20 protein-coding genes and 1 other RNA gene are annotated in these 12,508 nt (G+C 60.8%); 11 read left to right on the forward strand and 10 right to left on the reverse strand.

The window, feature by feature from the left end:
• The first annotated feature begins 255 nt into the window (after positions 1–255).
• From AC630_RS38160 to AC630_RS38180, 5 genes are all read left to right on the forward strand, one after another.
• Complete coding sequence (locus tag AC630_RS38160; protein ID WP_020608063.1) at positions 256–576, forward strand: DUF4164 domain-containing protein; 321 nt, start codon at positions 256–258, stop codon at positions 574–576.
• A complete protein-coding gene (locus tag AC630_RS38165) occupies positions 573–956 on the forward strand; it encodes a cell division protein ZapA (RefSeq protein ID WP_074123525.1) in 384 nt (127 codons plus the stop codon). The genes AC630_RS38160 and AC630_RS38165 overlap by 4 nt, the downstream gene beginning before the upstream one ends.
• 59 nt (positions 957–1,015) lie before the next feature.
• A non-coding RNA gene (gene ssrS, locus AC630_RS38170) (6S RNA) lies at positions 1,016–1,176 on the forward strand.
• 243 nt (positions 1,177–1,419) lie between these two features.
• Positions 1,420–2,016, forward strand: coding sequence for a 5-formyltetrahydrofolate cyclo-ligase (locus AC630_RS38175; RefSeq protein WP_074123526.1), 597 nt, complete (start codon positions 1,420–1,422; stop codon positions 2,014–2,016).
• The gene (locus AC630_RS38180; protein ID WP_074123527.1) at positions 1,994–2,818 is read left to right on the forward strand and encodes a TIGR00282 family metallophosphoesterase; all 825 of its coding nucleotides are present in this window, start codon (positions 1,994–1,996) and stop codon (positions 2,816–2,818) included. The genes AC630_RS38175 and AC630_RS38180 overlap by 23 nt, the downstream gene beginning before the upstream one ends.
• 305 nt (positions 2,819–3,123) lie before the next feature.
• Here the strand turns inward: AC630_RS38180 and AC630_RS38185 are convergent, their stop codons facing one another.
• Positions 3,124–3,516 carry an ATP-dependent DNA ligase gene (locus AC630_RS38185; RefSeq protein WP_502691586.1) on the reverse strand — a complete coding sequence of 131 codons (393 nt, stop codon included), beginning with the start codon at positions 3,514–3,516 and terminating at the stop codon, positions 3,124–3,126.
• A gap of 318 nt (positions 3,517–3,834) precedes the next feature.
• Between AC630_RS38185 and AC630_RS38190 the strand changes: the two genes are divergently transcribed.
• Positions 3,835–4,659 (forward strand): hypothetical protein, encoded by an 825-nt coding sequence (locus tag AC630_RS38190; RefSeq protein WP_074123528.1) that lies wholly within the window; start codon positions 3,835–3,837, stop codon positions 4,657–4,659.
• Here the strand turns inward: AC630_RS38190 and AC630_RS38195 are convergent.
• Positions 4,656–5,624 (reverse strand): DUF2971 domain-containing protein, encoded by a 969-nt coding sequence (locus tag AC630_RS38195; protein WP_074123529.1) that lies wholly within the window; start codon positions 5,622–5,624, stop codon positions 4,656–4,658. The genes AC630_RS38190 and AC630_RS38195 overlap by 4 nt on opposite strands.
• A gap of 108 nt (positions 5,625–5,732) precedes the next feature.
• Between AC630_RS38195 and AC630_RS38200 the strand changes: the two genes are divergently transcribed.
• Positions 5,733–5,948 (forward strand): hypothetical protein, encoded by a 216-nt coding sequence (locus AC630_RS38200; RefSeq protein WP_074123530.1) that lies wholly within the window; start codon positions 5,733–5,735, stop codon positions 5,946–5,948.
• Positions 5,949–6,035: 87 nt separating this feature from the next.
• Positions 6,036–6,485 carry a hypothetical protein gene (locus AC630_RS38205; protein ID WP_143198636.1) on the forward strand — a complete coding sequence of 150 codons (450 nt, stop codon included), beginning with the start codon at positions 6,036–6,038 and terminating at the stop codon, positions 6,483–6,485.
• Positions 6,486–6,857: 372 nt separating this feature from the next.
• On the opposite strand, the gene AC630_RS38210 is transcribed toward AC630_RS38205, so the two are convergent.
• On the reverse strand, positions 6,858–7,187 hold the full coding sequence (locus AC630_RS38210) for a ParB/Srx family N-terminal domain-containing protein (RefSeq protein WP_074123532.1): 330 nt from the start codon (positions 7,185–7,187) through the stop codon (positions 6,858–6,860).
• A 228-nt stretch (positions 7,188–7,415) separates the two neighbouring features.
• Positions 7,416–7,604, reverse strand: coding sequence for a hypothetical protein (locus AC630_RS44760; RefSeq protein ID WP_143198637.1), 189 nt, complete (start codon positions 7,602–7,604; stop codon positions 7,416–7,418).
• 260 nt (positions 7,605–7,864) lie between these two features.
• On the opposite strand from AC630_RS44760, the gene AC630_RS38215 reads away from it, so the two are divergent.
• A complete protein-coding gene (locus AC630_RS38215; RefSeq protein ID WP_074123533.1) occupies positions 7,865–8,074 on the forward strand; it encodes a hypothetical protein in 210 nt (69 codons plus the stop codon).
• A gap of 295 nt (positions 8,075–8,369) precedes the next feature.
• On the opposite strand, the gene AC630_RS44765 is transcribed toward AC630_RS38215, so the two are convergent.
• From AC630_RS44765 to AC630_RS45970, 6 genes are all read right to left on the reverse strand, one after another.
• Positions 8,370–8,591: a hypothetical protein gene (locus tag AC630_RS44765; RefSeq protein ID WP_143198638.1), complete on the reverse strand. Its 222-nt coding sequence runs from the start codon at positions 8,589–8,591 to the stop codon at positions 8,370–8,372.
• Positions 8,592–9,211: 620 nt separating this feature from the next.
• Positions 9,212–9,595: a DUF1236 domain-containing protein gene (locus tag AC630_RS38220; RefSeq protein WP_074123534.1), complete on the reverse strand. Its 384-nt coding sequence runs from the start codon at positions 9,593–9,595 to the stop codon at positions 9,212–9,214.
• Between the two features lie 501 nt (positions 9,596–10,096).
• Positions 10,097–10,327 carry a hypothetical protein gene (locus tag AC630_RS38225; protein WP_143198639.1) on the reverse strand — a complete coding sequence of 77 codons (231 nt, stop codon included), beginning with the start codon at positions 10,325–10,327 and terminating at the stop codon, positions 10,097–10,099.
• 204 nt (positions 10,328–10,531) lie between these two features.
• Positions 10,532–10,708, reverse strand: a complete 177-nt coding sequence (locus AC630_RS45965; protein WP_167561363.1) for a hypothetical protein — start codon at positions 10,706–10,708, stop codon at positions 10,532–10,534.
• Complete coding sequence (locus AC630_RS38230) at positions 10,705–10,908, reverse strand: hypothetical protein (protein WP_143198640.1); 204 nt, start codon at positions 10,906–10,908, stop codon at positions 10,705–10,707. Before AC630_RS38230 ends, AC630_RS45965 begins: the two co-directional genes overlap by 4 nt.
• A 2-nt stretch (positions 10,909–10,910) precedes the next feature.
• Positions 10,911–11,084: a hypothetical protein gene (locus tag AC630_RS45970; RefSeq protein ID WP_167561364.1), complete on the reverse strand. Its 174-nt coding sequence runs from the start codon at positions 11,082–11,084 to the stop codon at positions 10,911–10,913.
• Positions 11,085–11,629: 545 nt separating this feature from the next.
• On the opposite strand from AC630_RS45970, the gene AC630_RS38235 reads away from it, so the two are divergent.
• Together AC630_RS38235 and AC630_RS38240 are read left to right on the forward strand one after the other, a co-directional pair.
• Positions 11,630–11,839 carry a hypothetical protein gene (locus tag AC630_RS38235; protein WP_074123537.1) on the forward strand — a complete coding sequence of 70 codons (210 nt, stop codon included), beginning with the start codon at positions 11,630–11,632 and terminating at the stop codon, positions 11,837–11,839.
• A 122-nt stretch (positions 11,840–11,961) separates the two neighbouring features.
• Entirely contained in the window at positions 11,962–12,276 is a 315-nt protein-coding gene (locus tag AC630_RS38240; protein ID WP_074123538.1) for a DUF3489 domain-containing protein, read from the forward strand.
• Positions 12,277–12,508: the final 232 nt, after the last annotated feature.

A 12,508-nucleotide genomic window follows, 5' to 3' on the forward strand; every position in this document is an offset into this window, starting at 1 on the left:
GGTGATGCGGCCGCGTGGGGAGGAGCTTGGCGGCCACTGAAGGTCGAGGCTGGGATAGCACCTCGGTTCCGGGAGTCCAAGGCAATCAAACGTCGGTTTGGCCGTAAAAGTTGCTTAGCGGTGCATAGTTTCGCGGCGGCGTTGCGCTTGGCTAGCTTGCCACGTAAATTTCTGCTTCTAACCGCTTGCCGAACCGAGTCTTTTGCCGGACGGCAAGCCCCCGGGGAAAAGGCCATAGGTTCCGCCGCTGACTAGATGAACGATCGCGTTTCCAACAGCTCTGCCATGACGGAGTCCTCCGCCGTCGAGATCGAGATCGCGACGCGCAGACTCATGGCGGCACTCGATGCGCTCGAAAGCGCGGTCGAGCGGCGGCGCGATGCCGATCGCGACGAGAACGAGCTTGCGGCGCGGATACAGGCGCTGGGCGCGGATCGTTCGCGGCTTGCCGACGAGCTCGACGGCGCGCTGGTGAAGGCGCGCAAGCTCGAGCGGACCAATCGCGAGATCTCCGACCGGCTTGATTCCGCAATCGTCACGATACGCTCGGTGCTCGATACCGGAGAGGATGGATGAGCCACATCAACGTCACCATCAACGCCCGGCAATACCGCATGGCCTGCGAGGAGGGCCAGGAGGTGCGGCTGCTGAAGCTCGCTGAAAGCCTGGAGACGCGGATTCAATCGCTGCGCGGAAAGTTCGGCGAGATCGGCGATGCACGGCTCACCGTGATGGCGGCGCTGACCGTATGCGACGAGCTGGTCGATGCCGGCAATCGTCTCCGCACCATGGAGCAGGAATTGAACGAGCTGCGGGATTTCCGCAACGCCGCCGTCGAGCGCGCCCGGCTGACCCAGACCGCGGTGGTGAACGCGCTGAACGCCGCGGCCGAGCGTATCGAGAAGTCGACCCAGGTGCTGAACCGGACCGTCGGCAACGGGATCGCGATCGGCTGATTGGGGGCGGATTGCCCGTCGGGCTGGCGATTCGTCAGTATCGTTGTTAGGTTGCGCGGGCGAAGCTGCGACGCGCGTCAGGAGCCATATATCCCCGGGGCCTTATCGATCCTTTAGGGAACTGTCCCTGGCCGGGCCCGTGGGCCCGGACATATGGTGCCCACCTACTTTCGTAGGGAACTCCGGGATCGAGTGCTTCAACGGCGTCCGCGGCTTCGCACTACTTTCTCTGGTTCGTTCCTGTCGAAATTGCGTCCCCGACACGCTTGCGGTCCAATCAATCTCGGTGTCATGCCCCGCCTTGTGCGCTCTTGCGCACTGGAGCGGGGGCGTCCAGCACGCCGCGGCGTTGAGGTTCAAGCACTGGTGTCTCTGGAATACTGGATCGTCCGCTCCAGTGCGCAAGAGCGCACAAGGCGGGCGATGACGGTAGAGCAAGGTTCTGCCTCGGGGGAAAACACGCATGACGAACTCGAAAGCCGAACTCCGCGCCAAAGCCCTGGCGGCGCGTGATGCACTCAGCGAGAAGAAGCGTACGGCTGCCGCCGCCAAGCTCGCCAAGCGCGGACTGCCGTTCGAGCTCTTGCCCGGCAGCATCATCTCCGGCTATTCGCCGATCCGCAGCGAAATCGATCCGATGCCGCTGATGACGAAGCTCGCCGAGGTGGGCGCAAAGCTCGCGCTGCCCTGCGTCACCGCGCGCGGCCAGTCGCTGATCTTCCGTGTCTTTCATCCGAACGACCGCTTGATGCTCGGCCCGCTCGGCATTCCGGAGCCGTCGCCGGCCGCCGCCGAAGTCGTTCCCGACATCATGCTGACGCCACTTGCGGCCTTCGACCGTCTCGGCCATCGCATCGGCTATGGCGCCGGCCACTACGACTTCACCTTCGCGCATTTGCGGAAAGCGAAGCACATCGTCGGCATCGGGCTCGCTTTTGCCGCGCAGGAGATCAAGGCGGTTCCGGCACTATCGCACGACGTCGCCCTGGATTATGTGCTAACGGAATCGGACGTATTCGATTTTCGGAGTTCTGAAGTTGCGAATTCTCTTCGTGGGTGATGTCGTCGGTCGCGCCGGGCGTACGGCAATCGCCGAATATCTGCCGGGCATGGTCAAGGACTGGTCACTCGATTTCGTTGTCGTCAACGGCGAGAATTCCGCCGGCGGCTTCGGCATCACGGAGGCGATCTATCAGGAGTTTCTCGATGCCGGCGCCGACGCGGTGACGCTCGGCAATCACTCCTGGGACCAGCGCGAAGCCCTGGTGTTCATCGAGCGCGCGGAGCGCCTGGTGCGGCCGGCGAATTATCCGCGCGGTACGCCCGGCCGCGGTGCTGCGCTGGTCGAGACCAAGAACGGCAAGCATGCGCTCGTCGTCAACGCGCTCGGCCGCGTCTTCATGACCCCGTTCGACGATCCCTTTGCCGCGCTGGAGCGCGAGCTCGGTGCCTGTCCGCTCGGCGTTGCCGCCGATGCGATCGTCGTCGATTTTCATTGCGAGGCGAGCAGCGAGAAGCAGGGCATCGGCTTCTTCTGTGACGGCCGCGCCAGCCTTGTCGTCGGCACGCATACGCATGTGCCGACCGCCGACCACCAGATCCTCTCCGGCGGCACCGCCTACATGACCGACGCCGGCATGACCGGCGACTACGACTCCATCATCGGCATGCAGAAGGAAGAACCGCTGCGACGGTTCACGTCGGGGATTCCCTCGGGACGTTTCGAGCCTGCGGCGGGCGTTGCAACGCTGAGCGGCCTTGCCGTGGAAACGGACGACGCGACGGGCCTCGCGCTACGCATCGCGCCAGTGCGTGTTGGTGGAAGGCTGGAGCCGGCGACGCCGAAATTCTGGTTGAGCTGAATTTTCGCGCGGCGTTGACAGTGCACCCTCTCCCCTTGTGGGCGAGGGTGGCTCGCCGCGTAGCGGCGAGGCGGGTGAGGGGTCTCTCTCAACACGTGCCCCTCTCTCCGAGCTCGCGGCGACAACCCCTCATCCGGCGCCATAGCCGAAGCTTCGCTTCGGCGTTCCTAAGAACGGCGGCCGAAGGCCGCCTATGCCACCTTCTCCCACAAGGGGAAACCTATTTCCGCGAAAAACGCAATGGTCTCAATAGCTAATCCCGCGAGTGTCCGTGAAGTGTCGGGAATAGCGTTTTTCAAGCCTTTTCAAGTATTTTTTTCGACGCGCGCCCCGTGCGCGTCCTGGACGCGGCTATAGCCTGGGTGGGCCGGGTTCTTGATCTTCAGCCAATGATCGCACCGGCCGCCGCGATAGGCCCGCTCGCGGTGCTTTGAGACGAGGCCCTCCAGGCCCATCTTGCAGGCCGCCCGGAATAGGTCGGGCCCGATCTCGCCCTGCTCGAACGGTGCCGCGTGGATGCCCTCGGGGCGGCGCACCAGGAGGCGCGCCAGGTTCTGCTTGCGGAGGAACAGCGGCAGCTTGCGATAGTCGTCGTCTTCGCCCGCGAGCAGATCGAAGGCGTGGAGCTGGACCTCGTCGTTGTGCTTGCCGGACTGCAGGGCATCGAAGTCGGAGATCCCGTCGACGCCCAGGACCACCGCCTCGCCGTCGAGTGTCCATCGCGCCCTCGCGACAATATTGGTTACCCACTTCCAAGGCGGCCGGCAGAGACCCAAAGTTCTTGCGGAGGTTCCCTTGTCGCCTCCTCTGCACCCGCCGATCTATAAGCCTGGCCCTCAGCCCCCCTTATCTCACGCATCCCGAAGTTTCGCTCCAGCCCCCGAAGCGGATGGGCCGCTCCATCCGACTACTGGGAGGCGTCAAAAAAGGGAGCTCGACGCTCACTTGCAAGCAACGCTCTCTACAATCTATTCTAAGAGGGTACTTTTGAATCGTTTGGGGGCTAGAGACTGATTTTGGATGCATCGAAGTATCTTAACGGCCTGCGAACTCGAACAGAGCTGGGCAAATACATCCTCCGCCGGGAAGACTTTCCTGATCATCTCGTCTCTAGGCAAGATGATGTCTCCCACAAAGCATTGATCTCCTTCTTCAGCGAATCGAAAGCTGACGAGCTGCAACTTCAGATTTGCCGTGTCTGCGTCAAATTTAGATCCGTCCCCGAGCAACAACGATTTCTTGGCCAGTTCAGAGACCACCCGATTGTGACCTCGACGACACGCCTCACCATTGGCGCCCTGTTCGATTCGAGGAAAACTTTTCAAGAGGAAGTTGATGAGGATGGCTCCAGCGGCGACGGCGATTACTCGATCACAATCACCCACGAAGTCGTCACGCCTGCTCCTGCCACCGAACCGCTGCTTCGAACTAGCCGCTCAATAATCAAGAGCATGATGCAGGCCTGCGGTATTGCGCCGGCTCACAATGCTGCTTCACTAAGCAGGTACTTCGCGATTTTCGGTTTTAATCAGCCTGACCTACGCGACCTGCAACGAATTGCGAGCTGCTTTCAACAGGTTAAAGAGCAGTACTGGGCATTGTTCGGACCCGACATTCTGTCAGCATTCCAAGCACTCTGCGATCCGCTTCACCACATCACTGAGCCACAGCTCGTAGCAATCGATCAATTGGCCGACCTCTGGGGCCTGCGTGCTATTTTTGTGAAGCTCTGCTTGGTTCGAGCTCTTGGGGGCTACGAGAACGAACAGCGTTTTGCCTTAAGGCACTTACCCGACCTAAAGATTCCATCGTTGAATCACGCGATTCGTGATGCCGCTTAGCCAATTGCACGAAACGGAATTGTCGATATGCGCAGCTTCGACTTTAGCTCGGGCTGATTGAGGATATTTAGCATCCTGTCCATCGACACGCGAGCCAGCGGTGACGAGATGCTTGGTCCAAGAATGATCCTATCAGTGATCTTGTTCAGCGATAAGTCGTCGGCCGTGAACTTCGGGATGGGTTGAACCTTGAACCTCAACTTGGGTTCAACGCCGCGAGGGCCAATCCAGTAATGAAACATTGAATGGAGCTTTTGCTCCTTGTCGCGATCTGGCAAGTAAACGACGCGCCATTCCTGCTCCTCGATAAATCCCCTGTGTTTGGAGAAGAGGGCGAACATTTTGATCCGTTCAAATAGCGTGTGAGCGGCCAAATAGAGCTTTTCATCCGGGATGTTCGCGCCTGCAAGCAAAGCCTCGAACGACGCCATGGTGTTTTGGAGCCATGCCAGCCGGGCTTGATTTGTTTCGTATGAAACCTTGGCGATGATTAGAGGCGAACTTCCGAGCGACGTTAGCTGAGCCGTATCGAAGACAATTGCCACTCCGTTGCCATTGGCACCGTACCCTCGCCACATGGACAACCGCCCATCGTTGTCATCTCGCGGGTGATCGGAAAGGCAGAAAACGTAAGTATCGAGGATGTGTTCGTTGGCAAATTTGTTGAAGAAGTGGGAAAACGCGTTCTTAAATTGCTGGGCGCGCTCGGGCGTCTTGCAGGCATCGACCAGTTCCTGCCGGGCGAGAACCATTTCGTTGCCTTGGATCACGCCAAAACGGACTTCTTCGATGTCGTTCATAAACAACGGGTTCGACAGCCAAATCTCATTGTTGGCGAGTATCTTTTCCAAAGTCTGGACAGTCGTGTAATGCGCTAGCAGTGGTCTTTTGGCCACGAACGTGTCCTCTGGCCGAAGATCAGCCCACAGCGGCTGAAACATCCGGACTATCGCATCGTCGTCCATTAGACCCCTCTTTTCCTCGCCAAGCCCAAGTTACGATCGGCGCAGCGGATTGTCATCCGCAGCGCAACTTGTGGTAGGTTTATACACAGTCAAAAGAAAGGAAACGTGATGTCAGCCAAGGACAGTCTCTACGAATGGTGCGTTGAGCAAAAGAATATCATGGAGAAGTCGCTTAGCGATTACACGTCGGGGACATGGAAGATCGGAGAGATCAGGGCTGATGGGAGCATGGAAGATCAAACGGAAGCGATAAAGGCCGATCTGATAAAGCGGATCGCGGATCTGGCGAGAATCATCGGCGCCTATGAGAAGCGCGACGGTTAGGATTATTACGGCGGAGCCGCCGGATGGAAACGACGAGCCGTGCTAAATGGGGCAACCTGCTATTCCGGGACGGGGGCGAGGCGGGAAATGAACTATCGAATTGGCTTTTTCAGGCTTTGGCTAGCGCTGTCAGTGCTGTGGGCGATTGGTACAGTCTTCATTGCCGCTGGCACCGGCTCTAGATTTATTCCCGACGAGGCGTTTGTGATGAAAGACGCGACCTCGGGCTTCTACAAGCTTGATAACTACTTTGACCGGTTCGATGCCTCGTTCAAGGCTAATCATAAACAGGTCGAGTTTCCGAACAACGTGACCCTGTTCGTGGTCACCAGCATCCCCGATGCGGTCGTGGAAGTGAAGGCCAAAGAGTTCTACCAGAGCTATTCAGCGCCGCGAGATGGTGAAATGCGTGCTGCTTGGCTTGACTACTGGTCCAAGGTCGCGATGGTGGCGGTGGCTCCGCCGCTGGCACTGCTAGGATTGGGCTTGGTGCTCGGCTGGATTTTCGCAGGCTTCAAACGTCAGCCGGGCGTCTAAGCTACCTTGGGGCCCGCGCAGCGTCGGGGAAACGCGGGACCGCGCCCTTTCAGGATAACCGCCCCTTGTGTTTTCTGATTTTGCGTTCAGGGTTTATGCTGCGAATTCCGCAGGATAGGCGATGATGAGGCTGGACCGGCATGGTGGCCATGGCGGGCGCTGACGGGGCTAGGCATTTTACCTTGCTCCGTGAGGCTTATGCCCGGCAGCCGGGGTCCCGCCCGGAGCAGGCAATGGAGTCCCGGCCAAATTTTGCCATGCCGCCCGAATCGTCGACCATGATGTGGGTTGTCGTCATCGCTCATGGCGTGTTGTGATCCGTGCGCCATCCCGGCGGCGCTCGGCCCGCCTCGATCATCTCCACGACGCAGATCAGCACCAATCCCTCGGCGATTGCATGAGCAGCGTATCCGCGATGACATAGGCGCGCTTCTGCGCTTCGGTCCAACAGCGAGCGACGATGACCGGGACCTCTCGTATCCCTAACCGCTCGGCAGCCAACAGCCTCCCGTGCCCAGCGATAACTAATCCGGCCTCATCGACCAGGACCGGGGTGGTCCAACCCCACTCGCGGATTGAGGCCGCGATCTGCTGCAGCTGCGCCTCGGAATGCGTCCTGGCGTTACGGGCATAGGGGACCAGGGCTGCAACCGGACGCCGCTCGGTCGCCCAGGCAGGCCAATTCGCTCCCTCCAGCAGCATCGGAACCTCTGTTGTGGATCAGTTTGGTTGTTCCCCCCTTAGGAATCCTTCCGTTTCGCGGGCATAGAGGGGGATGACAGAAGGACTTGCAAACGACGGCTGGATGGTCCGGGTCTTCGCCCGCGTTGCGGGTGAACCAGAGAACAATGGTTCATGGTCGGATTTTCAGACGAGGCTCGTGCAGTGGCCGCCGTAAAGGACACCCCGAGGCCCTCGTCGAGGCCGCGGTTACAGCCCACCGCGTTCTTCGCGGTTACAGCCCACCGCGTTCTTGATGACCGCGAGATTAAAGATTTCGGTCTGCGGCCCGGCGAGGCGAAACAATACGTCTGACCGCCGAAGCGCCTGGCTTAAGACGAACATTCCCCAGCGTGGGGAGACGTTGAGCGAGACAGCCGACGAGAAGGTGGAAGCCACACAGCTTGCCGCCTGAACCCGAGACAGGTGAAACAACACGGAGGGCGGCCGGTGAGCCGCGCTTTTGCATGCCCCTGAGATAGCCGCCGCCCCGAAACAACGCCCACGACCGCGCGGCTCGCGACCCTGGCGGCCTTTCAAGCCCCCCATTTGAAAGCGCGAGGGGATCAATCTCACCGCAATCCAAATTGCGCTCTGGACACGAGCATAGCGTTCATGTTGGCTGCTATTGGCCGAGCCACCACTTCAGGAGCGTACCGATGCCTGATGTAAGGGAAAAGCAACGCGAAGCCCGCCGCAAGATCATTCGCCAATGGGCGAAGCTTCCGAAGGAACGGCGGCAGTCCATGGAGGCGATTTCTGAATTCGCCAGGACCGCCGCCCAGCAGAACGAAAATGCATTCGCCCACAGTCATCGTGATCCCTATGAAAAGATCATGAGCTGGCTGTTGCCGCGTGCTCATCTCTGAGCGACCGAGCCGGGATGCTGGATGACGACCCTCGGCTCGATTGTCGGGTCCTCTGGCGCATGCGGGAAGAGCGGGGTACGCGCGACGCCGCCCATCGCCGATATTTGCAATTTTTGTTTTCGTACTTTCTTTTCGTACATTCGCACACAAAGGCGGCGCCTGCTGCGCGGCTTTCCAATGCAAGCCCCCTCATCGCTGTCGCGCGCGGGTCGTCCTTAGGGGAAGGGGGACCGCCTCTTGCCGACGTGACCCGCCCAGGGCCGTCGTCAGGGCGGGTCACCCTTTGCAAACTAACTCAAATAGGCTTGCGTGCGAGATCAGTCAGCGCTCTCCCAAATGCGCTAACCATGGCCGCTGCTTCACTGTCTCCGCGATCATCGAGGACGTGATAGAGCATTTCTACTCTCTCCCGGAATGCGGCAAGAAGCGATGGGTCGCGCTCACACAAGACTTCGGCAATGCATAGGGCAAGGGCTTCCGTACCCATCTTGACCTGAACCACTGATGCTGCACTCATTCCCCTTTCTCCTGGATCAGTTAACTTGCGGGAACCGCGAGCGGTGAAGAGCGCTGCGGCCCCGGCGGCGACTGCCAAGGCCGCCAGCTTCACTTTCCGGCTGGAGCTAGTCGCGACACATACCGGACGTCTGTAATACGCACGTCCAGCATCCTCGTTCCACTTCTTAGGAACGATCCGGCTAACTGCAAAACTGCGTCAGACGGCTGGCCTTTCGCGACGCGCTCCACACCCAAACGCTGGACCGTCGAATTCAGAAACTGGAACGCCAAGTCGCGAACCTTCAGGCTGGCGTAGACGTGCTTCACCGGCGCCGAGCTATGCGCGACAGAGTACGAGACTGATACGGTCGCGCCCGGCCATACTCCTTCTGGGCAGGTGTGACATGTGTCCCACCTGCGTTACTTGCGCCGCTGCTGGATCGCCCACAGCCGATAGGCTTCCTCGATATACGGGTCCAGCTTTGTGGGCTCGGGCACCGATCGCCTTGTGCCCGCCGCGTCGTCCACCGCAATCCAGGCGCCGGCGGTTTCGCGCCAATTCGGCTCTGACGAACTAAGACCCCGCGGAGTGACGCTCCGCGGGGCCCCGGCTCTTCAAAGCCTTCACGCCTTGACCGATCAGTCGATGATTTTGACGACGCGGCGCGTGCGCGGTTCGACGATGACGCGGCGATCGTTCACGACCGCGTAGCGATACTCGGTGTAGTTCGGCACGGGGCGCAGCACCACGGTCGGGGGCAACGGCTCGCCGACAACAACGCGCTCGTGGATCACGACGGAGTCGTCGCGCGGGATTCCGCCGAGCACGGCATTCGGAATTTCGAGGCCGGCGCCAACGGCCGCACCGACGGTGCCGCCGACCATCGCGCCGACCGGGCCACCGATGTCGCCACCCGCACGCGCGCCGTCCCTGGCGCCCTGTTCGGTCGTCGACTGAGCAAAGGCTGCACTCGACGCCAGCAGCGACACAGCAGCCAACGAAATCGCAAGACGGGTTCTCATGTCCACACTCTCCAGTGGTTGTTGATGCGCCGTCAACCAGGGGGCCGGAGCATTGTTCCGGTTCCCCCATGATGAAAGGCACGTCAAATCTGGAGACTGTTACCGCGTAACAGTTCAGGCCGCGGCGATCTCGTGCCCCGCCATCTTCCAGTGCGCGCACCATCGCGGAATGATCCGAGCCTGCTCACCGATATCCGCGACCAAGCCTTTAACCTCAACGACCTCCGCAATCGTCGAGAGGAATTGCAAGGCTTCGATTTACAAACCGCACCGCACACAAATGGCAAAGCGACGAGGGTCTAGCACCCTGGCGGTGTTTTTATGCCAACAGTTCGCGCAGGGGCTCGGCCGTCGACTAGAAGAATAATCTTTCCAACCAAAACCGGAGATCTGCGGTCGCTAACGTTGGACCGCCGCCGCGCTCGGAAATGGGTTCCTTTAGGATTTCCGATGCCGCCCCCCGGCCCGGGCCAATTCCAGCGACTTTCTTTCCACGTTAGCTTACGAATCAACGCGGCGCGCATTATGTCTCAATTTGGCGAATGCAACTAGCGCGGGTAAGCAGCCTCCCAGGCCGTCGCGTGCGATGTTGCCGACGCCCTCGATCACATGGCGCATGCAGAGATCGCGTCCAGGCTGATGCCTTTTCAGCAGCTCCGCGGCGCGCTTCAGATCCGGCTCCGGGAAGATGTCGAGCGGATAGGCCTCAGACCACGACACGATCTGTTGCAACGCCTCTTCCACGCGCTCAAACCGCTCGCGCTCCCCTGGCGGCGTCGCGCTGCCGCTCCAGATCCACTTCCCATGGCTGCATGCCGGGCATCCGTCATCCGTTGTCGTAAGGGTTCCCCCGCAACGCCATCTGGATGACGGCCACGACAATGGCGCCGAGCACACCGCCGATCAGTACACCTGCGGCGAACCCGCACCAGAAGCTCATCGCTGCACGACGCGCAGTTGGTCAGGCGCGTAGATGTGCAGCGCACCAGCCACCGCGGGCTCCTCACACTCGACCATGACGCGATCATCGCCCTTCGTGGTCCTGAACGCCGCCACGACCACACCCGGCCACCTGTAACCCTCAATCTTCTCGACGCGGTCGCCGATCTTCATGCGACGCTCCTCATCTCCCAGCGCCAGCCCATGCGCCAGGAGATCGACATGTCCTCGTCCACGTAGGGCGGACAGTCCTTGAGCGGCACGCGCACCGCACGCGCTACACGGCCCTCCAGAATGCAGGCACTATAGACCTGACGGTGGCGCCGCTCTATCGCTCCCTTGTCCTCTTGGAGAAGGAGATCAATGATCCGCACCGTCACAGCTCGCCTCGCCAGATCTTGTCGAGCACGAGCTGGTCACTCTCGACGTTAACAGGCAGGTAGCCCAGCTCGCGCCAGTGGTCGTAGTGCCGCATCACGCGCCACGCGTAGAAATAGCGGATGTGTCGGATGATCGGCCAGCACAGGCTCGCGCTTGCGATGCCGCTCATCCAAGATCTCCATCGTCCAGGGTCGAGAGCCCGCGCTCGGTGAGCCACGCATGCGAGGCCTGCGCAGCTCGATCGGCAGCGACTTGCTCGCCGTCCGCACGTTTCGCGGTCCGTACCGGTCTCGGCCTGCGCTGATCTGCTTGGAACCGCACTCACCGAATGGGGAATGTTCGTCTATTGCCTCGGAACCCTTCGAGCCGCCTGGTTCCTTTGACTCTGCCGAGCCGCACGCTTGGCCACCCGTGCGTTCTTTCCGCCTCGCTGGGGATTAGGCCGTCCCTATGGCCGCGCGCCACACGGGCCGCCTGTGGGCCGGGGCAAGCCTTACCGGTCCGGCCCGTAGTCCAAGGACATCCGGGCCAGGCAGGCAATCCCTTCGGGAATACGAAAAGCGCTGCCAGCACTTCCATTGCTGCTTCTGCAGCACCTTCGCAATGGCATGGCTACGGTTCGACTGGATGTCAGCGCGCACCAGAGCGATGTACTGGGCAACGAAACGGCGCGGCGAACCAACGCCAGGCGCGGAACCACGAAAGAAAAATCGAATGCTCGACTCGCCTTACGGCATGCACCTTCCGATCTTCCCTGCTTGCGATATCGACAAGCCAACCGAAGACCGGCTGGAGCGCATCATCGAACGCCTGATGGATCGCGCCGACAAGGCGCTCCTTTCCGGCAAGGCTACCCAGACCCAATACGACGCCTGGAACAAGGCGCTGAACAATTGGGCCAAGAGCGTGAAGCTCGCGCGATAGCCAACTCCTGCAACCCTAACCCCAGCCTCCTGGCTGCCCACGCCCAGCGCCCGAAAGGATTTCTGGGCTCGGGGCAGTACAGCGGGACCATTCCGGTCGCCGCGCAAACAGGAGAAGTTGAAATGGCTACCAAGAAGAAACCCGCCGCGAAGAAGCCCGTCGCGAAGAAGGCCGCTGCCAAGAAGGCGGTCGCCAAGAAGGCCAGCGCCAAGAAGGCGGTCGCCGCTAAGGGCGACCTGGCGAAGGGCCCGCGCGCTGGATCGAAGAGCGCGATGCTGCTCGATCTGCTGAGCGGCAAGGGCTCGACGGTCGAGAAGATGTGCGAGGCCCTGGACTGGCAGGCGCACACGCTGCGCGCCGCGCTCACCCGGCTGCCTAACGGCGCGAAGGTCGACCGCACGCGCGAGGACGGCGTCACCTCCTACAAGCTGGCCTAACAGCTCGCACTTCATCCCGCTCTTGCCCGGTGCTTCGGCTTACCGGGCTTGAGGCGGTCCCGGTTCGGCGCTTGTGGGTAGAAGCGGACATCGACCAACCGAAAACCACTGCCGATCCGTCGAAAATGACCCGGAGCGGACATCGCTCGATTTCTCTCAACTTTAAACTAAGCCAGTAACTGAGCCGAAGGACTGCCGAGTATACTCGCCCTCAGAGACACTGATGATCCAT

Origin of the sequence: Bradyrhizobium sp. AS23.2, from assembly GCF_001908185.1 — a bacterium.
Lineage (GTDB): Bacteria > Pseudomonadota > Alphaproteobacteria > Rhizobiales > Xanthobacteraceae > Bradyrhizobium.